The following is a 21424-nucleotide window of genomic DNA, read 5'->3' as shown; positions in this document are numbered from 1 at the left end:
TATCCGGGCGGCGTCGGCTCCGCGCGGCCGCGCCGCGCGGCGGACCGCCGGCGGACGGCATGCCGAGGCCCCGCCCACGGAGTGGACGGGGCCTCGTACGGGCTACGGCGGGATCAGGCCAGCAGGGCCGGGATCGTCGCCTCGTGGGCCTCGCGGAGCTCGGCCAGCGGGAGGGTGAACTCGCCCTGGATCTCGATCTCCTCGCCGTCCACCACGCCGATGCGGGCGACCGGCAGGCCCCGCGCACCGCACATGTCGGTGAAGCGGAGCTCCTCGCTGCGCGGGACGGCCACGATGGCACGGCCCGCGGACTCGGAGAACAGGAAGGTGAAGGCGTCCAGGCCCTCGGGCACCACGATCCGGGCACCGTTGCCGCCGCGCAGGCAGGACTCGGTGAGCGCCTGGATCACGCCGCCGTCGGACAGGTCGTGCGCGGCGTCGATCATGCCGTCGCGCGAGGCGGAGATCAGGATCTCGGCGAGCAGCTTCTCGCGGCCCAGGTCCACCTTCGGCGGCATGCCGCCCAGGTGGTCGTGGACGACCTGGGACCAGGCCGAACCGCCGAACTCCTCGGCCGTGTCGCCCAGCAGGTACAGCAGCTGGCCGGCCTCCGCGAACGCCATCGGCGTACGGCGGTTGACGTCGTCGATCACACCGAGGACCGCCACGACCGGGGTCGGGTGGATCGCGATCTCGCCCGTCTGGTTGTAGAGGGAGACGTTGCCGCCGGTCACCGGGGTGCCCAGCTCAAGGCAGCCGTCCGCCAGCCCGCGGCAGGCCTCGGCGAACTGCCACATGACGTCCGGGTCCTCGGGGGAACCGAAGTTCAGGCAGTCGGAGATGGCCAGCGGCTTGGCGCCGGTCGCCGCCACGTTGCGGTACGACTCCGCCAGCGCCAGCTGCGCGCCCGTGTACGGGTCAAGCTTGGCGAAGCGGCCGTTGCCGTCGGTGGCCATGGCCACGCCGAGGTTGGACTCCTCGTCGATGCGGACCATGCCCGCGTCCTCGGGCTGCGAGAGCACGGTGTTGCCCTGCACGAAGCGGTCGTACTGGTCGGTGACCCACGACTTCGACGCCTGGTTCGGGGACGAGACCAGGGCGAGGACCTGCGCGCGCAGCTCCTCGGAGGTCTGCGGGCGCGGCAGCTTGCCCGCGTCGTCCGCCTGGAGCGCGTCCTGCCAGGAGGGGCGCGCGTAGGGGCGGTTGTAGACGGGGCCCTCGTGGGCGACGGTGCCCGGGGGCACGTCCACGATCTGCTCGCCGTGCCAGAAGATCTCCAGGCGCTCGCCCTCGGTCACCTCACCGATGACGGTGGCGATGACGTCCCACTTCTCGCAGATCTCCATGAAGCGGTCGACGTGCTGCGGCTCGACGATCGCGCACATGCGCTCCTGCGACTCGCTCATGAGGATTTCCTCGGGCGAGAGCGTCGCGTCGCGCAGCGGCACGGTGTCCAGCTCGACGCGCATGCCGCCGGAACCGGCGGAGGCGAGCTCGGAGGTCGCGCAGGAGAGCCCGGCGCCGCCGAGGTCCTGGATGCCCGCGACCAGCTTCTCCTTGAAGATCTCCAGGGTGCACTCGATGAGGAGCTTCTCCTGGAAGGGGTCGCCCACCTGCACCGCGGGGCGCTTGGTCGGCTTGGTGTCGTCGAAGGTCTCCGAGGCGAGGACCGAGACGCCGCCGATGCCGTCGCCGCCGGTGCGGGCGCCGTAGAGGATGACCTTGTTGCCGGGGCCGGAGGCCTTGGCGAGGTGGATGTCCTCGTGCTTCATGACGCCGATGCAGCCGGCGTTGACGAGCGGGTTGCCCTGGTAGCAGGCGTCGAAGACGACCTCGCCGCCGATGTTGGGCAGGCCCAGGCAGTTGCCGTAGCCGCCGATGCCCGCGACGACGCCGGGCAGGACGCGCCGGGTGTCGGGGTGGTCCGCGGCGCCGAAGCGCAGCGGGTCCACGACCGCGACCGGGCGGGCGCCCATGGCGAGGATGTCGCGGACGATGCCGCCGATGCCGGTGGCCGCGCCCTGGTAGGGCTCGATGTAGGACGGGTGGTTGTGCGACTCGACCTTGAAGGTGACCGCGTAGCCCTGGCCGACGTCGACGACGCCGGCGTTCTCGCCGATGCCGACGAGCATGGCGTCGTTCTGCGGGGCCTTCTCGCCGAACTGCTTCAGGTGGACCTTGCTGCTCTTGTACGAGCAGTGCTCGGACCACATGACGGAGTACATGGCGAGCTCGGCGCCCGTGGGGCGGCGGCCGAGGATCTCCCGGATCCGGGCGTACTCGTCCTCCTTGAGGCCGAGTTCCTTCCACGGCTGGGCGGAGTCCGGGGTCTCGGTGGCGTTCTTGACGGTGTCGAGGGTCATGCGGAAACCAGCTTCTTCAGGACCGACGTGAAGAACGGGAGGCCGTCGGTGCGGCCGGTCCCGATCAGCGGCTCGACCGCGTGCTCGGGGTGCGGCATGAGGCCGACGATGTTGCCCGCGGCGTTGGTGATGCCGGCGATGTCGCGCAGCGAGCCGTTCGGGTTGCCGTCCAGGTAGCGGAAGGCCACCCTGCCTTCGGCCTCCAGCTCGTCGAGCGTGCGCTCGTCGGCGGTGTAGCGGCCGTCCATGTTCTTGAGCGGTACGGAGATCTCCTGGCCGGCGGTGTAGTCGCCGGTCCACGCGGTCTCCGCGTTCTCCACCCGCAGCTTCTGGTCGCGGCAGATGAAGTGCAGGTGGTTGTTCCGGAGCATCGCCCCCGGCAGCAGGTGGGCCTCGGTGAGGACCTGGAAGCCGTTGCAGATGCCCAGGACGGGCATGCCGCCCCTGGCCTGCTCGATGATGGTCTCCATCACCGGCGAGAAGCGGGAGATGGCCCCGGCGCGCAGGTAGTCCCCGTAGGAGAAGCCGCCCGCGAGGACGACCGCGTCGACCTGGTGCAGGTCCTTGTCGCGGTGCCACAGCGAGACCGGCTCGGCCCCCGCGAGGCGGACGGCGCGCAGCGAGTCACGGTCGTCGAGCGTTCCGGGGAACGTGACGACTCCGATGCGAGTGGTCACCGTCAGGCCTCGACCTTCACGGTGAAGTCTTCGATGACGGTGTTGGCGAGGAACGTTTCGGCCATCTTGTGGATGCGGTCGAGGGCGGCCTGGTCGACCGGTCCCTCCACCTCGAGCTCGAAGCGCTTCCCCTGGCGGACGTCGGCGATCCCCTCGAAGCCCAGGCGCGGCAGTGCACGCTGCACCGCCTGGCCCTGGGGGTCGAGGATCTCCGGCTTGAGCATGACGTCGACTACGACGCGTGCCATCGGGCACTCCCGTGTGGTGGTTGGTGCGAAGGCGGTTCCATCAGCGTACCCGGCCAAAATTTCTACGCGCATAGATATGCCGGGGCCGCGATCACCGGGCCGTTTCGGCTTCACCAACGCTTCGCAAAATCCCCCGGAAAACCACGCGCCCGGCATTGCGGCGGGACACGCGGAGAGAATTAACTGGGCTTCGCAATGCAATGGGAATCGAGGTACAAAGGAATCACTCCGGATTCCGGATGAAAGTTGCATTGCCCCGAAACATCCACACAGGCGACATCACCGCACGTCATGCGGGTGGCGACGTCGCACGAAGGGACCGATATCCGTGGCGCAGCGCGTAGTAGTCACGCTCTCCGACGACATCGATGGCGGAGAAGCGGCGGAAACGGTCGTGTTCGCTCTGGACGGTAAGTCGTACGAGATCGACCTCAATGTGGCGAACGCAAAGAAACTGCGTAAGGGGCTGGCCCCCTTCGTGGCCGCCGGCCGTCGCCAGTCCCGCTCGGGGAAGGCCTACAAGCACACCTCCGTCGCCCCCGACCCGGCGGTCGTCCGCGCCTGGGCCCGGTCGAACCAGTACGAGGTGCCGCCGCGCGGCCGCATCCCCAAGAAGATCTACGAGGCCTACAACGCGGCCCACTGAGCGTCGATTTGCCATGCACCCCCATCCGTCGGCTAGTGTGTGGATCACGCCAAGGGGCCAGGCCGCAGGTCAAAGCCTCCGAGGTCGTGCGGGTGTAGTTCAGTAGCAGAACATCCCTCTTCCAGAGGGAAGGCGCAGTGTGCGATCCCTGTCACCCGCTCTGCATCACTTCCTGACCACTGCTGTGGATCGGGTAGAGTGATGCACGCATCGCCTCACGGCAATGCGTGCAGGGCATGCGGACGTAGCTCAGTTGGTAGAGCACCACCTTGCCAAGGTGGATGTCGCGCGTTCGAGTCGCGTCGTCCGCTCTGTATGAAGAAGGCCCCGATCATTGCGATCGGGGCCTTCTTCGTGTTCCCGTCTTCGTGTTCCCGCGCCGCTGTCCCCGCGGCCCCCTGACAAATGTCATCGGCGGGGGTGACAGCGCGCACTGCCCGGCCGGCCCCGGCGCCGCGAGCCTTGAACCATGACTGACACCGTGATCGAAGCCGAGGGCGTGCGCCGCGGCTATGCGGGAGGGTTCGAGGCCGTACGGGGCGTCTCCTTCTCCGTGGCCCGGGGCGAGATCTTCGCCCTGCTCGGCACCAACGGCGCGGGCAAGACCTCCACCGTCGAGCTGCTGGAGGGACTGGCCGCGCCGACCGGGGGGCAGGTCCGCGTCTTCGGGCTCGATCCGTACGGGCAGCGGGCCGAGGTCCGCCCGCGCACCGGCGTCATGCTCCAGGAGGGCGGCTTCCCCTCCGACCTGTCGGTCGGCGAGACCGTCCGGATGTGGGGCGGCGTCACCAGCGGCGCCCGCCCGGTGGCGGAGGTGCTGGAACTGGTCGGCCTGGCCGCGCGGTCCTCCGTACGCGTCAAGCAGCTGTCCGGCGGTGAACGGCGGCGGCTGGACCTCGCCCTGGCCCTGCTGGGCCGCCCCGAGGTGCTCTTCCTGGACGAACCGACCACCGGAATGGACCCGGAAGGACGCCGGGACACCTGGGCCCTGGTACGGGAACTGCGCGCGCAGGGCACGACCGTGCTGCTGACCACGCACTACCTGGAGGAGGCCGAGGAGCTCGCGGACCGCCTCGCGATCCTCCACGAGGGGGAACTCGTCCTGTCCGGCAGCCCCGCCGAGGTGACCGCCACCCGCCCGGCCCGGATCCGCTTCACTCTGCCGGCCGGGGTGCCCGCGGCCCGGCTCCCGCTGGCGCTGCGCGCGGCGGCCTACGGGCAGCGCGTGGAGATCCGTACCCACGACCTCCAGGCCGACCTGACCGAACTGCTGGGCTGGGCCCGGGAGTGCGGCGCACAACTGATCGGGCTCGACGCCCGGTCCGCCTCCCTGGAGGAGGCCTTCCTGGAGATCGCGGAGAACCGCCGCCGCACCGCAGCCGACGGCGCCCGTACCGAGGACACGAAGGCGGGGACCCCCCGATGAACGCGCTCCTGCTGAACCCCGGGCGGCTCGCCGCCCTCGGCCGCACCGAGGTCACCCTGCTGGTGCGCAACCGGGCCGCCCTCTCCCTGGCCGTCCTGATGCCCCTGCTGATGGTGTTCGTCCTGCGCTCCTCCGCGACCGGGGCCGAGGGCGCCGAGGCGCTCGGCGAAGCCACCCTGACCGGCGGGATCGGCATGGTGCTGATCCTCGTCGTGCACATGAACCTGGTCTCCGCCTACGTCGCCCGCCGCGAGGAGCTCGTCCTGAAGCGGCTGCGGACCGGCGAGGCGACCGACCTGGAGATCCTCGTCGGCACCGCCCTGCCGGCCGCCGTCCTGGCGCTCGGGCAGATCGCCGTCCTCGCCGTGGCGGGAGCCGCCGTCCTGGACGTGCGCATGCCGCGCAACCCGCTGCTGCTCGTGGCGGCCGTCCTCGCCGGCATCGTGCTGCTCGCCGGGCTGTCCGCGCTGACCAGCTCCGTCACCCGCACCGTGGAGACCGCGGGCCTCACCACGCTGCCGCTGTTCCTGGCGACCGTGCTGGGCTCGGGGCTGTTCGTCCCGGCGGACGCACTGCCGGACCCGGTGGCCTCGCTGTGCGAACTGCTGCCGCTGAGCGGAGTGATGACCCTCGTACGGGCCGGGTGGAGCGGGGCGGGGGACGCCGACCTGGTGCAGGCCTGCCTGGTCACGCTGGCCTGGACGGTCAACACCGTGTTTGCTGTTCAGCGGTGGTTCCGCTGGGAACCGCGCCGGTAGGGCAAGTCGGGGGACGGGGACCGTGTCGAAGATGACCGGGTGGTGGAAGAACCGCAGCAGTGCGGGAAAGATCGAGCTGTACACACGGGGGTCGTTCTATCTCTTCGTGTTCCTGGAGGTCCTGTCCTTCGCGCTGACGCCCATAGCCGCCGCGGCCGCGGACCGGACCTCCCTGGTGGCGCCCCTCTCGCTGCTCCTGATGATGTGCGCCCACGCCGTGCTGTGCGGGGTGCTCACCTCCAAGGCGCTGCACTGGGTGGTGGGACGGCGCGAACGCCCCACCCGGCTGGCGATCGCCACCGCCGTCATGACGGCGGCGTGCATCCTGGCCGTCCTCACGCTCCGGGCGACGGGCCACATCACCCAGCCGGCCGTCGCACCGACCCTGGTGGCGGGACTGACCTGGTTCACGTCCGGATCGCTCGTCCTGTGCCTGAGGTCGGTGCGGCGGATGTGGTTCATCGTGGCCGCCGCGGCCGTCGGCACGGGACTGTCCGCACTCGGCTTCGGCGTTCCGGCCGCGACCGCCCTCGGGTACGCCGTCGGCGTGCTGCTGGGCAGCGTGTTCTTCGGCGCCACCTGCGGGTTCTCGGCCTGGCTGCTGACCACCGTCTACGAGCTCGACCACTCCCGCGAGGTCCAGGCGCGGCTCGCGGTGGCGGAGGAGCGGCTGCGGTTCGGCCGCGACCTGCACGACGTGATGGGCCGCAACCTGGCGGTGATCGCGCTCAAGAGCGAGCTGGCGATACAGCTGGCCCGGCGCGAACGGCCGGAGGCGGTGGAGCAGATGGTCGAGGTGCAGCGGATCGCCCAGGAGTCCCAGCGCGAGGTACGGGACGTGGTGCGCGGCTACCGCGAGGCGGACCTCGCCGTGGAGCTGGAGGGCGCGCGCGGCGTGCTCAGCGCGGCCGGAATGGACTGCCGCGTCGACTTCGGGGCCGGTCGCAGGCCCGAGCTGCCCGCCGAGGTCCAGTCGGCCCTGGGCTGGGTGGTGCGCGAGGCGACCACGAACATCCTGCGGCACGGGGACGCGCACCGCTGCCTGATCCGGCTGACCGCCGCGGAGACGGGCTCCGTGACCCTGCTGGTGGAGAACGACGGGGCGCCCGAGACCCCCGCCGGGCCGCCCGGCTCGGGGCTGGCCGGGCTGCGGGAGCGACTCGCGGCCCTGGACGGGACGTTGCAGGCGGGCCTGGTCGGCGACGGCCGGTTCCGGCTGCGGGCGGAGATCCCGAACCGACGACTGCAAGAACTGGAGGTGCGGGCGTGAGCCCCGTACGCGTACTGCTCGCCGATGACGAGCACCTGATCCGGGGCGCATTGGCCGCGCTGCTCGCGCTGGAGGACGACCTGCTCGTCGTGGCGGAGGCGGCTTCGGGGCCCGAGGCGCTGGCGATGGCCCGGGCGCACCGGCCGGACGTGGCGGTGCTGGACCTGCAGATGCCGGGGGCGGACGGTGTGAGTGTCGCCACATCGCTGCGGGCCGAACTGCCGGGCTGCCGGACCATGATCGTGACCAGCCACGGCCGTCCGGGGCACCTGAAGAGGGCCCTCGCGGCGGGGGTGCGGGCCTTCGCCCCGAAGACGGTCTCGGCGCAGCGGCTGGCCGAACTGATCCGCACCGTGCACGCCGGAGGCCGCTACGTGGACCCGGAGTTGGCGGCCGACGCGATCAGTGCGGGGGACTCGCCGCTGACCGCGCGGGAGGCGGAGGTGCTGGAACTCGCGGCGGACGGGGCACCGATCGCGGAGATCGCCGAGCGGGCCTCGCTGTCGCAGGGGACGGTACGGAACTACTTGTCGTCGGCCGCGACGAAGCTGGGTGCGGAGAACCGGCACACGGCAGTGCGTCTCGCACGCGAGCGAGGTTGGGTATAGTAGTTCTCGCGTTACGGCGCACCTGCGGACATAGCTCAGTTGGTAGAGCACCACCTTGCCAAGGTGGATGTCGCGCGTTCGAGTCGCGTTGTCCGCTCTGTAACGAAGAAGCCCCCCCGGTCCTCGGACCGGGGGGGCTTCTCTCGTACCTACGACCAGGACAGGCCGGTCAGGCGCTCGAAGGCCTCGATGTACTTGGCGCGGGTCCGGGCGACGACCTCCTCCGGCAGGGCCGGCGGCGGGAGCTCGCCCTTGCGGTCCCAGCCGGACTCGGGGGAGGCCAGCCAGTCGCGGACGTACTGCTTGTCGAAGGAGGGCTGCGAGCGGCCCGGCTCCCACTGGTCGGCCGGCCAGAAGCGGGAGGAGTCCGGGGTCAGCACCTCGTCGGCGGCGACCAGGGTGCCGTCCTTCGGGTCGAAACCGAACTCGAACTTGGTGTCGGCCAGGATGATCCCGCGCTCGCGGGCGATGTCCCGGGCGCGGCTGTACACGGCCAGGGTGGTCTGGCGCAGCAGCGCCGCCGTCTCGGCGCCGGCGGTGCGCGCGACCTCCTCGTAGGAGACGTTCTCGTCGTGCTCGCCGACGGCGGCCTTGGCGGCCGGGGTGAAGATCGGGGCGGGCAGTTCGGAGCCGTCCACGAGCCCCTCGGGGAGGCCGAGCCCGCAGACCGTACGGGTCTCGTTGTACTCGGCGAGGCCGGAGCCGGCGAGGTAGCCGCGGGCCACGCACTCGACCGGGACCATGTCGAGGTTGCGGCAGACGAGGGTGCGGCCGGCCCAGTCGGCGGGGGCGCCGGCGGGCAGGTCGGTGGAGATGACGTGGTTCGGGACGAGGTCCGCGAGCTGGTCGAACCACCACAGGGAGAGCTGGGTCAGGACGCGGCCCTTGTCCGGGATCTCGGTGGGCAGCACCCAGTCGAAGGCGGACATGCGGTCGCTGGCGACCATGACGAGGCGGTCGTCCTCGTCGCGGTAGAGGTCGCGCACCTTGCCGGTGTGGAGGTGGACGAGGCCCGGAACCTGAACCGGCTCGGGCTTTTCGACGAATCCGGACACGGGGTCTCCCTGTGGTTCTGTATGAAACGCACCCTGATTCTCGCGCACCGGTGTCCCCTGCGGCGGACAGGGGTCCGCGCCGCGGGTCGGCCGGGGGGTCGGCCGGGGGCGGTGGCGGGTTCGGTCGCGGGGCCTGCCGCGGGTCAGTCGCGCTTGCAGATCCGGTCGAGGAGGTTGGCCGTGGCCCGCTGCACCCGCTCGTCGACGTGGCCCGGGCGGTCGAGGGCCGGGGACCAGGCGAAGGTGCCGGAGGCGAAGACCAGCGCGCCGCTGGGCGCCCGGTAGAGGGAGGTCTCCTGGTGACGGCGGTGGCCTTCGCTGTCGAGGTACGGGGAGTGCGCCAGCAGGATCCGGTCCTGGTGCTCGGGGAGCTGGGTGCGCGGGAAGTAGCGGTCGGCCTCCCCGGCGACCAGCCCGGGCAGCTCGTCGTTCTCGCCGGCGCCGGTGGAGTCCCAGAGCCAGTGCGTGGCGTTGCGCACGATCATGGGGGCGGGTTCGGGGACCCGGCCCGCGTACTGGATGCCGAGCAGCTGCTGCTCCGGGCGGTCCACCTCGCGCCACAGGCTGGGGCGGCCCGGTCCGCGCCGTTTTCGGCAGGTGAGGAGCCGGTCGTCGACGCCGGAGGGGGACGGGCCGAGCTCGACCTGCCAGTACATGGTGTTGGCGGAGAGGAACACGAGCGAGGTGCCGTGCCGGCGGGCGCGCTCCACGGTGCGGCGCATGGGGGCCGACCAGTACTCGTCGTGGCCGGGGAAGACCAGGCCCCGGTAGCGGGTGGGGTCGACGCGGCCGGCGTGCAGGTCGCGGGTGTCGGCGTAGGCGATGTCGTAGCCGTAGCGCTCGGCCCAGCGGATGAAGTCGTAGGCGTGGCCGACGTGGAGGGGCAGGCCCGCGCCCGCGTAGGGGCGGTCGAAGGAGACGGTGACGGCCGCGTCCTGCTCGCCGAGCAGCCGGCCCTCCTCGTCCCAGGCGTGGTAGAGGCTGGCGCCGCTGCGGCCGTCCTCCGGATAGAGGTTGTAGGCCTGCCAGGTGATGTCCGGGAGCAGGAGCAGGAAGTCGGCGGGGTGGTCGTCGCGGACCGTGAAGGGGATGTGGGAGCGGTAGCCGTCGGCGGTGGTGAGGACGGCGACGTACGCGCCGACGCTCCAGTACGAGGGGACCTGGAGGCGCCAGGACAGCCACCAGTGGTGGCAGGAGACGGTGCGGTCGGCGGCGAGCGGGGCGGGCTGGACGATGCCGGAGAGACGGGGGCTGGTGGTGATCTTGGAGGCTCCGTCGCCGCCGTAGTGGCCGATCCGGTAGACGTCGACGGAGAACTGCTGGGGCGGGTCGACGGTGATGTGGAAGTCGATGGCCTCGCCGGGGGTCACTCCGCCGGTGGAGGCGAAGCCCTTGATCTGGCGGTGCACGTCGTCGGCCGTGCGGGGGCCGCCGTTGCCGCGGGCGCGGGGGATCTGGCCGGTGCCGGCGGCAGCGGCGGCCGGGTCCACGTACCAGGGCACGACATGGCCGGTGTCGTCGAAATAGAGCTCGCTGCCCCGGAACCAGGGCAGGGGGCCCTGTCCGAAGGGGTCGTTGACCGCGTGCGCGAGCGCACCTGACTCCCAACGCCGGATCTGGTCCGCACCCATGACCGCTCCCCTCCCTCGCTCCCCCGAACCGGCGTACATCGCCTCGGTAGGCGGCTCACCGCCGAGCCGGGGCGGCGTTTTTCGCCACCCGCTTCAGGGCACTCAGCTGCGACCGGTCCCAGCACATCACATAACGCACGCAGTCCGTCACTGTTCGTCGCGAATTGACGGGACCGGAACATTGGCATCCGGTTGTCCGTACGAGCCGTCACCCTCCCGGGGACTCCCGCGACGGCTCCCGGTGCGGCTCCTGCGGCGGCTCCGGGCGGGCGGCGCGGCCCGCTTCAGACCAGGCGGACCGGCTTCTCCGGCCGGACGCCGAGGGCCGAGAGCCAGTCCCGCAGGGGCTCCGGGTTTCCCTCCTCGACCAGGCACAGCACGCGCGGCGCCAGGTCGGAGCGGCGGTCGCCGCCGACCAGCAGGACCGGCCCGTCGAGCCAGTCCAGGCCGGGGGCGGCTCCGGCCGAGTCCACGGCCGCACAGCACACCATCGCCGTCACGTGGTCGGCCAGCAGGTCCCGGCCGCTGCGCGGCGGCTGGAGCGGGAACAGTGGGACGGCGTCCGCGCCGCGCGCCTTCGCGGCTCCCCCGGCCGGTCCGGCGGCCCGCTCCTCGCGGGCCAGCTCGCCGCTGATCCGGCCGGCCAGCGCCTCACCGGCCGCGCCCTCGCCGCCGAGGTCCGTGAGGTAGCCGAGCACCCGCTCCAGGGTGGGCCCGGCGAAGCCGTCCGCGGTGGGCGGCGGGGAGTCGGCGGCCGCGAGCGTGGTGGGACCCGAGGATCCGGGCAGGGCCGCGGACCCGGCGGAGCCGCTCGACGCGGCCGGGGCGGCGGGCGCGGTGGGTGCCGTAGAAGCCTTGGGAGCCGTGGATCCCGAGGTGCCCGGCGGCCGTCCCGCCGGAACGGCCAGGGCGTCCAGCGCCGCGTGCAGGCGGGCCGCCTCCGTCCGCCACTTGCGGTCCACGACCTCCTCCGGATACGCCGTCCAGTCCACCGGGGACCAGTCCGGCCCGGCCTCGGCCGGACCTCCGTGGAAGAGCCGCGCGGCGAGCAGCGAGGTCGCCTCGTCGATCAGCCCGGGCTGCTCCAGCAGGTCACAGGCGGGGCGCTCGCCGAGCCGCGAGGTGAACCCCTCGGCCAGCCGGTCCCGTCGGGAGAGCTCGGTCAGCGCGGAGACCACCCCGGCGTCGAGGTGCGCCGGCCAGCGGCCCATCCGCCATGCGGGCAGTGCGACCCGGGTCAGCAGCCGGTCCCAGCCCGCGTAGGCGAGGCCGACCTGCTCCTGGGCGACGATCCGCAGCCCGTAGTCCACACCCTGTGCACGCTCGGAGGCGGCCGCGGCCACCCCGCGTTCCATCTCGGCGGCGTCCGTCCGGCACAGCCGCAGCAGCAGCCGGGCCGGCGGGGCGATCCAGCCGAGGCCCCGTCTGCTGCCCACGTCCACGGCGGCGTCCAGGCCCCGTACGAATCCACGCGCGTCGGCTATGTCCGGGTGCGCGGAAGGTCCCGTACCGGCGACGACGGGCGCGAGGACCGCCCGGAGCTCCGCGACCCTCATCCACCAGAGGAAGGGCGAACCGATCACCAGCACGGGGGCGGCGCCCGGCGCGGACTCCGGCCCGGGCTCCGAGGTACGTCCGGCCCCGCCCGCGGCCATGCGGGCGGCGCCGCGCCGGTGGGCCGCGTGCGTGCGGTCCTCCAGCCAGCTGTCGCAGTCGGGCGTCAGGGCTATCGCCGAGGGCGGCGGCACGTCCATCCGGTCGGCCAGGTCCCGCACCAGTCGGTAGAGATCGGGCGCGGCGGCCTCCGAGAGCGGCACCGTCGGCGTCACGGCGGGGCTCGCACGCAGCACCACGGCGGCGAAGGCGCCGCCGACGAGGAGCACCAGCGCGGCGACCGCGCACACCACGAGGGTCACCGTGGGCCAGGGGTCACCGGCCAGTCGGCCCGTCGCCCGGGCGGCGACCAGCACCACCGCGAGGGCGGCGGGCAGCAGCCCGACGGCCAAGGCCCTGCTGCGCACACGCAGCACGGCCAGAGCGCGGGAACGCGCGGACGGCACGCCCGCTTCCAAGATCGAACCGGTTCCGGACACGGCCGGACCTCACCCCCTCTGCCCTGCGGCGACGTTGCTCACTCCCCCACTGTGACACCCGCCACTGACATCGCAATGCCGGTGGGCCAAGTGCCGGAATGCTTGGCATCGCACCCTAGTTGGGGCACGCGCGGGCGTCAGGCAGACCGGGTGACGATCACCCGATGGAATGGCTTTGGGCAAAGGTGGATGCGTTCGAACGCGGCCGGATGCAGTCGCACGCGAACGCGCCCGCGGGCCCGGGCGCACGAGGTGCGCACCGGGCCCGCGGGTCTGCGGAGCCGCTGGTCAGCGGCCCTCGGCCGCCTTGGCCGCAATATCCGTGCGGTGCTGCGAGCCGTCGAGACGGATGCGCGCCACCGCCTTATACGCCTTGGCACGGGCCTGCGCCAGATCAGAACCGGTCGCCGTCACCGACAGCACGCGGCCGCCCGCGCTGACCACGGTGTTGCCCTCGCGCCGGGTCCCGGCGTGCAGCACGTAGGCATCGGGCTCGTCCTCGGCGGCGACCTCGATCAGGCCCTCGATCGGGTCCCCGGTGCGGGGGGTCTCGGGGTAGTTGTGGGAGGCGATGACCACGGTGACGGCCGCATCCTCGCGCCAGACGAGCGGGGGCAGGGCGTCCAGGGTGCCGTTGGCGGCGTTCAGCAGGACGCCCGCGAGCGGGGTGCGCAGCCGGGCCAGGACCACCTGGGTCTCGGGGTCGCCGAAGCGGGCGTTGAACTCGATGACCCGGGTACCGCGGCCGGTGATCGCGAGGCCGGCGTAGAGCAGCCCGGAGAAGGGGGTGCCGCGGCGGCGCAGCTCGTCGACGGTCGGCTGGAGGACCAGCTCCATGACCTCGTCGACCAGCTTCGGGTCGGCCCAGGGCAGCGGGGAGTACGCGCCCATGCCGCCGGTGTTGGGGCCCTCGTCGCCGTCCAGGGCGCGCTTGAAGTCCTGCGCCGGCTGGAGCGGCACCACGGTGACGCCGTCGGTGATGGCGAAGAGGGAGACCTCCGGACCGTCGAGGTACTCCTCGATGACCACGCGGTCGCAGGCGAGCGCGTGCGCGCGGGCGACGGCCAGGTCGTCCGTGACGACGACGCCCTTGCCGGCCGCGAGGCCGTCGTCCTTGACGACGTACGGGGCGCCGAAGGCGTCGAGGGCCTCGTCCACCTCCTCGGGGATGGTGCAGACGTAGCTGCGCGCGGTCGGGACCCCGGCCGCGGCCATCACGTCCTTCGCGAAGGCCTTGGAGCCTTCGAGCTGAGCCGCCTCGGCGGACGGCCCGAAGACGGGAATCCCGGCGGCGCGCACGGCGTCGGCGACGCCGGCGACCAGTGGGGCCTCGGGGCCGACGACCACCAGGTCGGCAGCCAGTTCGGTGGCGAGAGTGGCGACGGCGTCGCCGTCGAGGGCGTCGACCGGGCGCAGCGTGGCCACGTCGGCGATACCGGCATTGCCGGGAGCGCAGTACAGGGCGGAGACGGCGGGGTCGAGGGACAGAGAGCGGCACAGGGCATGTTCGCGGGCGCCGCCGCCGATGACGAGGACCTTCACGCCGCTCAGCCTAGCCCGGGAAGGGCGGCCGCCTTCGTGCGGCCACCCAATCAGGACCGGCTACTCATTTGTGTATTCCTCCACAACGGTGGCTCCGAGCTCGCGCACGATCAGGTCGTGTCCGGTCAGCGCGCTCTCGACCAGGTCGGGATCGTCGTCCTCCGCGTGGTCGTCCTCGGGGGCCACCGGCGGGGGTGCCTGCTGCACGGGGGGCTGCGGGGCGGGAGCCGACTGCTGGGACTGCTGCTGCGCCGGGTACTGCTGCGCGGACGGGGTCTGCGGGGTGGAGGGCTGCTGCGGCTGCGCCGGGGGCGGCGGGCTGTAGGCAGGGGCGGGCGCGGCCGGCGCGCCGTACGAGGAGCCGTACGAGGAGGGCTGGACCGGGGCGGGGGATCCACCGCCGACGACGGCCTCGATCTTCCAGTTGACCTGGAACTGCTCGGCCAGGACCGCCTTGAGCACGTCCTCGCTGCCGCTGCTGGCGAAGTTGTCGCGGGCGCCCGCATTGGGGAAGCCCAGCTGGAGGGTGGTCCCGTCGAAGCCGGTGACCTGGGCGTTCTGGCTGAGCAGGATCCAGGTGAAGCGGCGCCGGTTCTTGACGGCCTCCAGCACGCCGGGCCACATCGCCTGCACCTGTCCGGCTCCGGCGGCCATGCCGGGGGAGGGGGCGGCGGCCGCGGGGGCCGCCGCAGGAGCGGGGGCCGGGGCGGCGGGCGCGGGTGCGGGAGCCGACGCGGGCGCGGCGGCGCTGGGCCAGGCACCGGCGGCGGGGGCCGCGGCGGCGGACGCCGGTGCTGCGGCGGCCGCGGCTCCCGGCCAGGCTCCGGGGGCCCCGCTCCCGGGCTGCGCGGCACCGGGCCAGGCGCCGGGCGCAGGAGCTGCGGGAGCAGGAGCGGCGGCGGGAGCTGCCGGAGCGGGCGCGGGAGCCGCGGGGGCGGGAGCGGCGGGCGCGGGCGCGGGCGCGGCCTGAACCGGCTCGGGAGCGGGCACCCCGGCCGCGGCACGCACGGCGGCGACACCTCCACCGGGACCGGCCGGCGCCATGGGATGCGCCTCGGGCCCGGGCACGTAGCCCATGGCGGGACCCGCGGCCGGCGGCGCGGCGAAGGCGGCGGCGGCGCCGCTGCGCTCCAGCCGGTCGAGCCGGGCCTGGAAGGACCGCTCGTCGTCGAAGGCGGCGGGCAGCAGCACCCGGGCGCAGATCAGCTCCAGCTGCAGCCGGGGCGAGGTCGCGCCGCGCATCTCGGTGAGCCCGGTGTTGACCAGATCGGCGGCGCGCGACAGCTCGGCCGCCCCGAACACGGACGCCTGGGCCTGCATCCGCTCCACGACATCGGCGGGGGCGTCGATCAGCCCCTTCTCCCCGGCGTCCGGTACGGCGGCCAGGATCACCAGGTCGCGCAGCCGCTCCAGCAGGTCGGCGACGAACCGGCGCGGGTCGTTCCCGCCCTCGACGACCCGGTCGACGACCTCGAACGCGGCCGCCCCGTCCCCGGCGGCGAAGGCGTCGACGACGGAGTCGAGCAGCGAGCCGTCTGTGTAGCCGAGCAGCGAGGTGGCCATGGCATACGTCACGCCGTCGTCGGCGGCGCCGGCGAGCAGCTGGTCCATGACGGACATCGAGTCACGCACGGAGCCGGCGCCGGCCCGCACGACCAGCGGCAGCACGCCGTCCTCGACCTTGGCGCCCTCGCGCCCGCAGACCTCGCCCAGGTAGTCCCGCAGGGTGCCGGGCGGCACGAGGCGGAAGGGGTAGTGGTGCGTCCGGGACCGGATGGTCCCGATCACCTTCTCCGGCTCCGTGGTGGCGAAGATGAACTTGAGGTGCTCCGGCGGCTCCTCGACCACCTTCAGCAGGGCGTTGAAGCCCGCCGAGGTGACCATGTGGGCCTCGTCGATGATGTAGATCTTGTAGCGGCTGGACGCCGGCCCGAAGAAGGCCTTCTCGCGCAGGTCACGGGCATCGTCCACACCACCGTGCGAGGCGGCGTCGATCTCGATGACGTCGATGGACCCGGGCCCGTTCCTGGCCAGGTCCCGGCAGGACTGGCACTCCCCGCAGGGGGTGGGAGTGGGACCCTGCTCACAGTTCAGGCACCGGGCGAGGATGCGCGCACTGGTGGTCTTGCCGCACCCGCGCGGCCCGCTGAACAGGTACGCGTGATTGACCCGGTTGTTCCGCAGGGCCTGCATCAGCGGGGCAGTGACATGCTCCTGCCCGATGACCTCGGCGAACGACTCGGGGCGGTAGCGGCGGTACAGCGCAAGGGACGACACGTATACGAGGTTATCCGGGCCCACCGACATCAGCGGCCCGCGATGTGCACGGAGGTCGCCCGGAACGCAAAGCGCCCCCCACGCACCCGCCAGAGCCCACTTACCCTTGCTGCCTTCCGGCCCTGGGGGAGTTGGGTGAGATAGCGCCACGTGAGGGGCTGGCCCCACCCTAGCGGATGGAAGGCCCCGGAATCGAGCCGGACCCCGACCGGACCTCCGCCCGACGATCACGTTCGCGAGCACCCCTCAACGTCTTGTATTGTTTGCGGCGGAGGATTCGCCTAGTGGCCTAGGGCGCACGCTTGGAAAGCGTGTTGGGGGCAACCCCTCACGAGTTCGAATCTCGTATCCTCCGCCAGTGCCTCACCGGGCACGTTGTAGAAGGGCCCCGCTGCTTGCAGCGGGGCCCTTCTACGTTTTCCACCTCCGTGCCGTCGACGTCCCTCGCGTTCCGGAGTTCGACGGAGGCCCACGGGATGCGCAGAAGCTGACATTCCGGCTCGGGGTGGCGCCGAGAGCTCTGCTCCGCTCCTTCCCGAGGGAGGCTCGTACCGGCTCAAGCAGACAGAACCCGCGGAATCGGCGCCAAAAACATCCGAGAACCACCTCAGTCCGATCAATGACTGCCACTTCCGGACATGCGGACCCTTCCCCTTCCGACCCTTCATAGGTTTCCCCCAAGCAAGATCGAATGGGGGCGGTGGGCGGCAGCACCGGACGGCCCCCGCGCACAGGAACGAGGGGGCAGCGTGGCCAGCGAGGGGAAGAGCATCCCGGCCGTCTACACCGAGACGATCGAGGTGACACCCGAAACCTGCAAGAGCTGGATGGACAAGCGGACATGCAACCGCGTTCCACTCAAGCGCTCCAACATCGACAAGTTCAAGGCCATCCTCCGGAGCGGCCAGTACCGCACCACCCACCAGGGCTTCGCGCTCGACTGGCACGGCTGCCTCATCGACGGACAGCACCGGGCGGCAGCGCTCCTGGAGACCGGGATCACGGTGACCAGCCAGGTCACCTACAACATGGACCCCGACACCTTCGCCGCCATCGACGGGGGGCGCGTGCGGACCGCCGGCGACTTCGTCGCCCAGCTGACCGAGATGAAGCAGAGCAACTCCAACGTGTACGGCGCCGCCCTGAAGATCCTCAGCAACCGCCTCGCCGGCCTGCACTGGACCCGGTGGACCAACGGCAGGCCCACGGCCGAGCAGTTGCAGGGGTGGGTGGAGACATGGCCCGTCAGCGAGGACCGCATCATCCGCCTCACCGCCAAGGGCAAGCAGTGCCACGCGAGCGCCACCGGCCTGATCGTCGCCTACAGGATCATCACCGAGACCTGGCCGGAGCACGTCGCCGACCTGTTCTTCGACTGCGTCGGCGAGGCCAGCAAGGAGTTCGTCGGGCGGGACCCGCGGGCCATCTACACGAACACCATGATCAACGTGAACAAGGGCCGCGTCAGCCGCGACAGCGTCCAGCAGTCCGCCCAGGCGATCAAGGCCTTCAACGCCCTGATCGCGGGAGAAACGATCGGCACCCTGAAGAAGATGAAGATCGGCGGCACGAAGGTCATCGAGGACCGGAAGACCGGCGAAGAGATCGAGCAGGTCTACCTCGCGGATCGCTATCCCGAGGTCATCGCCAGGACCGTCGAGGTCAGCGATCAGTGGATCACCCGCGAGAAGTTCGTGCTGTTCGACTAGAGCACCGCAGCCCTGCCGTGGCGCCGGACGCGGCGGCACGGCAGGGCTCCGGGCCCGGGCTCAGCCGAAGCTCGGCATCTCACCCACCGTTGTCGACATGTCGATCACTGCGAACGCGGCGCCCTGCGGGTCCGTCACCGCCGCGAAGCGGCCGAACGGGCTGTCCATCGGCCCGAAGTGCAGCTTCCCGCCGTGCTTCTGCGTCTTCGACACCGCCTCGTCGCAGTCCGGCACGCCGAAGTAGATCTGGATGTACGACGGGATCTCGGGCGGGAACTCGTCGCCCATCTTCATCCGGCCCAGCACCGGGTTCCCGCCGTCCCCTGCACTGAAGACCTTGAAGTCCATGCCGGCCACCTCCGGGTCGTCGCCCGCGTCCATCTGCTGGACGCCGTACGGGAAGACCTTCGGCAGGAAGGCGTCCGCCTTCGCCGGTTCCCGGGTGAAGACCTCCGCCCACGCGTACGAGCCCGCCTCGCCCATCTTCTCGAAACCCTTGTGCTCGCCGGGCTGCCAGACGCCGAAGACCGCGCCGCTCGGCTCCTTCGCGATCAGCATCGTGCCGAAGGTTCCGACCTGCATCGGGCCCATCAGGACCTCACCGCCGTTCGCCGTGACCTTCTCGGCGGTGGCCGCCGCGTCGGACGAGGCGAAGTACAGGCACCACTGCGAGGGGGCGTCGGCCCCCGGCATCGGCGGGACGACGGCCGCGACGGCCTTGCCGTCGGAGTAGGCCTGCGTGTAGTTGCCGTACTCACTGCTGGACTCGCCGAAGGTCCAGCCCAGCACGTCCGCGTAGAAGGTCTTGGCCCCTTCCACGTCCGCGAACATCGCGTCCACCCAGCACGGAGCGCCTTCGGGGAACTCAGCCATGGTCGATCGACTCCTCGTCTCGTACCTGTCGTCGTCGTAGACGGTCGTACTCACGCTAGGCGCGCGGTGCGGCGACCGCGCGGGGAGCGCGCCCAGGCGGGACGCTGGAGCCATGGACAAGGACATCACCATCCGGCTGGCACAGCAGCCGGAGGCGGACGCGCTGCTCGGCCGCAGCCCGCTCGCCGCACTCGTCGGAATGCTGCTGGACCAGCAGGTGCCGATGGAGTGGGCGTTCTCGGGACCCTGGACGATCGCCCAGCGGCTGGGCGCCGACGACCTCGACGCGCACACCATCGCCGCGTACGACCCGGAGGCCTTCGCCGCCCTGCTCTCCGAGAAGCCCGCCGTCCACCGGTACCCGGGGTCGATGGCGACACGGATCCAGCAGCTGTGCGCGTACCTCGTCGAGCACTACGGCGGGAGCGCGGAGGCGGTGTGGGCCGACGCCACGACGGGGCAGGAGCTGCTGACGCGCCTCAAGGCGCTGCCGGGCTTCGGGGAGCAGAAGGCGCAGATCTTCCTCGCCCTGCTGGGCAAGCGGTTCGGCGTGCGGCCGACGGGCTGGCGGGAGGCCGCGGGCGGGTACGGCCCGGCGAACGTCTACCGTTCGGCGGCCGACATCACGGGCCCGGAGTCCCTGGCGAAGGTGCGGGCGCACAAGCAGGAGATGAAGGCCGCCGCGAAGGCCGCCAAGGCGGGCAAGGCGGGCACGGCGGTCAAGGCAGAGGGCGGGTAAGGCCGGCCGGAGCGCGGGCGGGTCCTGGTCCCGCCCCCCTCGCCTGGTCAGGCGGTGGAGCGGCGGCGAATTGACCGGTGTTTCCAGGCAGGGATTGACCCCTGATACCGGTCTTTCGAGGCCCTAGATTGGTGGACATGACAGAGATCGCGACCCGCGCCGCCACCGCCGAAGCCATCCAGGACGCCCCCGGCAGCCTCATCACGCTGCTCACCGACACCGCCGAACTCACCTGCAACACCGCCACCTTCGACGAGGGCGCGGCGGGCGCCCCGGTGCACTTCCACACCAAGGCCACCGAGTTCTTCCACGTCACCGCCGGACGGCTCGACATCCTCGTCGACGACGAGATCCACACCCTGGGCGCCGGCGACTTCATCGCGGTCCCGCCGGGGGTCAAGCACGCCTTCGCCCCCGCCGCCGGCCACACCGCCGCCGTCTTCGTCGGCTTCACCCCCGGCATGGGCCGCTTCGACTACTACCGGCTCCTCGGCCGGGTCAACGCGGGCGAGGCCACCGTGCAGGACATCAAGGACAGCTCGGCGACCTACGACAACCACTACGCGGAGAGCTCCGTCTGGAGCGGGCGCCGCCGCAGCGCGGAGCCGTAGACCACGTCCGCGTCGAGGCGGCGCAGTTCCTCCGCGATCAGTTCGGCGCCGCTGCGGATCTTCAGGGCCACCTTGCGGTCGGGGCTCCCCGGCAGGCTCAGGGTGGCCAGCACGCCCGCGGGCCGGTCCACGCGGATCTCCCCGCCCGTGGTGTGCAGGCTGACCCGGGTGATCACCGGGCCCTCGCTCGCCACCCGGTCCACCGGCACGCCCAGCCGGTCCTCCAGCCAGCGCGCCAGCAGCTCCGCGCTCGCGTTGTCGGGCTCGCTCTCCACCGACGCGCCGGTCACCGGCAGCGGCTTCTGGTCCAGGGCGGCCGCCAGCAGCGACCGCCACGACGTGATCCGGGTCCAGGCCAGGTCGGTGTCGCCGGCCTGGTAGCCGGCGGCCCGCTCGTCGAGCACACCGATCGTGTCGGCGGCGGCGGCCGCGTCCGTGATCCGGCGCTGCGCGAGCGCGCCCAGCGGGTCGCCCGCCAGGTCGGTGGGAGCGTCGGCCGGCCACCACGCCACCACGGGCGCGTCCGGCAGGAGCAGCGGCAGGACGACCGAGCCGGCCTGCTCGGTCAGCGCACCGTGCAGGCGCAGCAGCACGATCTCGCCGGTCCCCGCGTCCGAGCCGACCCGGAGTTCGGCGTCGACCCGGTTGGCGCGGAGCTTGAGCGGACCGCGCGAGGTCCGCCTGATGACCGCGATGATGCGGCAGGGGTGTTCGCGCGAGGCCTCGGAGGCCGCGCGTACGGCGTCGTAGGCGTTCTCCTCGTCGGTGACGATCACAAGGGTCAGCACCAGGCCCATGGTCGGGCTGCCTATCGCCCGGCGGGCTTCGAGCAGGGCCCGGTTGACCTTGCTGGACGTGGTGTCGGTGAGTTCGGTCCGCATGGGCCAGAGTCTGTCAC

General features: G+C 72.1%; 18 protein-coding genes, 4 tRNA genes and 1 other RNA gene. 12 read left to right on the top strand and 11 right to left on the bottom strand.

Going from position 1 to position 21424, the window contains the following annotated elements:
• Positions 1–113 precede the first annotated feature (113 nt).
• From purL to purS, 3 genes are read right to left on the bottom strand one after another with little or no spacing between them, the layout of a single operon-like run.
• Positions 114–2363 carry a phosphoribosylformylglycinamidine synthase subunit PurL gene (gene purL, locus B6R96_RS18945; RefSeq protein ID WP_037861701.1) on the bottom strand — a complete coding sequence of 750 codons (2250 nt, stop codon included), beginning with the start codon at positions 2361–2363 and terminating at the stop codon, positions 114–116.
• Complete coding sequence (gene purQ, locus B6R96_RS18940; RefSeq protein WP_030390145.1) at positions 2360–3040, bottom strand: phosphoribosylformylglycinamidine synthase subunit PurQ; 681 nt, start codon at positions 3038–3040, stop codon at positions 2360–2362. The genes purL and purQ overlap by 4 nt, the downstream gene beginning before the upstream one ends.
• Before the next feature lie 2 nt (positions 3041–3042).
• Positions 3043–3288, bottom strand: coding sequence for a phosphoribosylformylglycinamidine synthase subunit PurS (purS, locus tag B6R96_RS18935; protein WP_030009438.1), 246 nt, complete (start codon positions 3286–3288; stop codon positions 3043–3045).
• Positions 3289–3616: 328 nt separating this feature from the next.
• Between purS and B6R96_RS18930 the strand changes: the two genes are divergently transcribed.
• The 8 genes from B6R96_RS18930 (at position 3617) to B6R96_RS18895 (ending at position 8093) form a co-directional block, all read left to right on the top strand.
• Positions 3617–3934: a histone-like nucleoid-structuring protein Lsr2 gene (locus tag B6R96_RS18930; protein WP_030390144.1), complete on the top strand. Its 318-nt coding sequence runs from the start codon at positions 3617–3619 to the stop codon at positions 3932–3934.
• Positions 3935–4022: 88 nt separating this feature from the next.
• Positions 4023–4094 (top strand) — tRNA-Gly (locus B6R96_RS18925).
• Positions 4095–4172: 78 nt separating this feature from the next.
• A tRNA-Gly gene (locus B6R96_RS18920) sits at positions 4173–4245 on the top strand.
• A 158-nt stretch (positions 4246–4403) separates the two neighbouring features.
• The gene (locus B6R96_RS18915) at positions 4404–5360 is read left to right on the top strand and encodes an ABC transporter ATP-binding protein (protein ID WP_053701313.1); all 957 of its coding nucleotides are present in this window, start codon (positions 4404–4406) and stop codon (positions 5358–5360) included.
• Positions 5357–6118, top strand: coding sequence for an ABC transporter permease (locus B6R96_RS18910; protein ID WP_081523024.1), 762 nt, complete (start codon positions 5357–5359; stop codon positions 6116–6118). The genes B6R96_RS18915 and B6R96_RS18910 overlap by 4 nt, the downstream gene beginning before the upstream one ends.
• A gap of 22 nt (positions 6119–6140) precedes the next feature.
• Positions 6141–7388 (top strand): sensor histidine kinase, encoded by a 1248-nt coding sequence (locus B6R96_RS18905; protein WP_081523023.1) that lies wholly within the window; start codon positions 6141–6143, stop codon positions 7386–7388.
• Positions 7385–7996: a response regulator transcription factor gene (locus B6R96_RS18900; RefSeq protein WP_030390140.1), complete on the top strand. Its 612-nt coding sequence runs from the start codon at positions 7385–7387 to the stop codon at positions 7994–7996. The genes B6R96_RS18905 and B6R96_RS18900 overlap by 4 nt, the downstream gene beginning before the upstream one ends.
• Positions 7997–8020: 24 nt before the next feature.
• Positions 8021–8093, top strand: a tRNA-Gly gene (locus B6R96_RS18895).
• A 52-nt stretch (positions 8094–8145) separates the two neighbouring features.
• Here the strand turns inward: B6R96_RS18895 and B6R96_RS18890 are convergent.
• From B6R96_RS18890 to ffs, 6 genes are all read right to left on the bottom strand, one after another.
• Positions 8146–9051 (bottom strand): phosphoribosylaminoimidazolesuccinocarboxamide synthase, encoded by a 906-nt coding sequence (locus tag B6R96_RS18890; protein WP_053701311.1) that lies wholly within the window; start codon positions 9049–9051, stop codon positions 8146–8148.
• Positions 9052–9194: 143 nt separating this feature from the next.
• Entirely contained in the window at positions 9195–10682 is a 1488-nt protein-coding gene (locus B6R96_RS18885; RefSeq protein WP_081523022.1) for a N,N-dimethylformamidase beta subunit family domain-containing protein, read from the bottom strand.
• A gap of 284 nt (positions 10683–10966) precedes the next feature.
• A complete protein-coding gene (locus tag B6R96_RS18880; protein WP_081523021.1) occupies positions 10967–12775 on the bottom strand; it encodes a hypothetical protein in 1809 nt (602 codons plus the stop codon).
• A 288-nt stretch (positions 12776–13063) separates the two neighbouring features.
• Entirely contained in the window at positions 13064–14317 is a 1254-nt protein-coding gene (gene purD, locus B6R96_RS18875; protein WP_081523020.1) for a phosphoribosylamine--glycine ligase, read from the bottom strand.
• Positions 14318–14377: 60 nt separating this feature from the next.
• Positions 14378–16594: a DNA polymerase III subunit gamma and tau gene (locus B6R96_RS18870; RefSeq protein ID WP_081523019.1), complete on the bottom strand. Its 2217-nt coding sequence runs from the start codon at positions 16592–16594 to the stop codon at positions 14378–14380.
• A gap of 64 nt (positions 16595–16658) precedes the next feature.
• An RNA gene (ffs, locus tag B6R96_RS18865) (signal recognition particle sRNA small type) lies at positions 16659–16757 on the bottom strand.
• Between the two features lie 107 nt (positions 16758–16864).
• On the opposite strand from ffs, the gene B6R96_RS18860 reads away from it, so the two are divergent.
• A tRNA-Ser gene (locus tag B6R96_RS18860) sits at positions 16865–16952 on the top strand.
• Positions 16953–17343: 391 nt separating this feature from the next.
• Positions 17344–18303 (top strand): hypothetical protein, encoded by a 960-nt coding sequence (locus B6R96_RS18855; RefSeq protein ID WP_234437615.1) that lies wholly within the window; start codon positions 17344–17346, stop codon positions 18301–18303.
• Positions 18304–18363: 60 nt separating this feature from the next.
• On the opposite strand, the gene B6R96_RS18850 is transcribed toward B6R96_RS18855, so the two are convergent.
• Positions 18364–19176 carry a VOC family protein gene (locus B6R96_RS18850; RefSeq protein WP_081523018.1) on the bottom strand — a complete coding sequence of 271 codons (813 nt, stop codon included), beginning with the start codon at positions 19174–19176 and terminating at the stop codon, positions 18364–18366.
• A gap of 112 nt (positions 19177–19288) precedes the next feature.
• Between B6R96_RS18850 and B6R96_RS18845 the strand changes: the two genes are divergently transcribed.
• Positions 19289–19915, top strand: a complete 627-nt coding sequence (locus tag B6R96_RS18845; protein WP_081523017.1) for an HhH-GPD-type base excision DNA repair protein — start codon at positions 19289–19291, stop codon at positions 19913–19915.
• Positions 19916–20052: 137 nt separating this feature from the next.
• A complete protein-coding gene (locus B6R96_RS18840; RefSeq protein ID WP_030384047.1) occupies positions 20053–20526 on the top strand; it encodes a cupin domain-containing protein in 474 nt (157 codons plus the stop codon).
• On the opposite strand, the gene opcA is transcribed toward B6R96_RS18840, so the two are convergent.
• Positions 20475–21407: a glucose-6-phosphate dehydrogenase assembly protein OpcA gene (gene opcA, locus B6R96_RS18835; RefSeq protein WP_030384046.1), complete on the bottom strand. Its 933-nt coding sequence runs from the start codon at positions 21405–21407 to the stop codon at positions 20475–20477. The two genes, B6R96_RS18840 and opcA, sit on opposite strands and share 52 nt — an antisense overlap.
• Positions 21408–21424: the final 17 nt, after the last annotated feature.

Origin of the sequence: Streptomyces sp. Sge12, from assembly GCF_002080455.1 — a bacterium.
Lineage (GTDB): Bacteria > Actinomycetota > Actinomycetes > Streptomycetales > Streptomycetaceae > Streptomyces.
Note: the sequence above shows the minus strand (reverse complement) of the source record. Positions and strands in the feature narration are given on the sequence as shown.

What these genes read in the sequence shown, in the direction of transcription:
- B6R96_RS18845 (WP_081523017.1), top strand. Translation starts at nt 19,289, where the DNA reads ATGGACAAGGACATCACCATCCGGCTGGCACAGCAGCCGGAGGCGGAC.
- B6R96_RS18850 (WP_081523018.1), bottom strand. Translation starts at nt 19,176, where the DNA reads ATGGCTGAGTTCCCCGAAGGCGCTCCGTGCTGGGTGGACGCGATGTTC.
- B6R96_RS18915 (WP_053701313.1), top strand. Translation starts at nt 4,404, where the DNA reads ATGACTGACACCGTGATCGAAGCCGAGGGCGTGCGCCGCGGCTATGCG.
- opcA (WP_030384046.1), bottom strand. Translation starts at nt 21,407, where the DNA reads ATGCGGACCGAACTCACCGACACCACGTCCAGCAAGGTCAACCGGGCC.
- B6R96_RS18840 (WP_030384047.1), top strand. Translation starts at nt 20,053, where the DNA reads ATGACAGAGATCGCGACCCGCGCCGCCACCGCCGAAGCCATCCAGGAC.
- B6R96_RS18885 (WP_081523022.1), bottom strand. Translation starts at nt 10,682, where the DNA reads ATGGGTGCGGACCAGATCCGGCGTTGGGAGTCAGGTGCGCTCGCGCAC.
- purL (WP_037861701.1), bottom strand. Translation starts at nt 2,363, where the DNA reads ATGACCCTCGACACCGTCAAGAACGCCACCGAGACCCCGGACTCCGCC.
- B6R96_RS18910 (WP_081523024.1), top strand. Translation starts at nt 5,357, where the DNA reads ATGAACGCGCTCCTGCTGAACCCCGGGCGGCTCGCCGCCCTCGGCCGC.
- purS (WP_030009438.1), bottom strand. Translation starts at nt 3,288, where the DNA reads ATGGCACGCGTCGTAGTCGACGTCATGCTCAAGCCGGAGATCCTCGAC.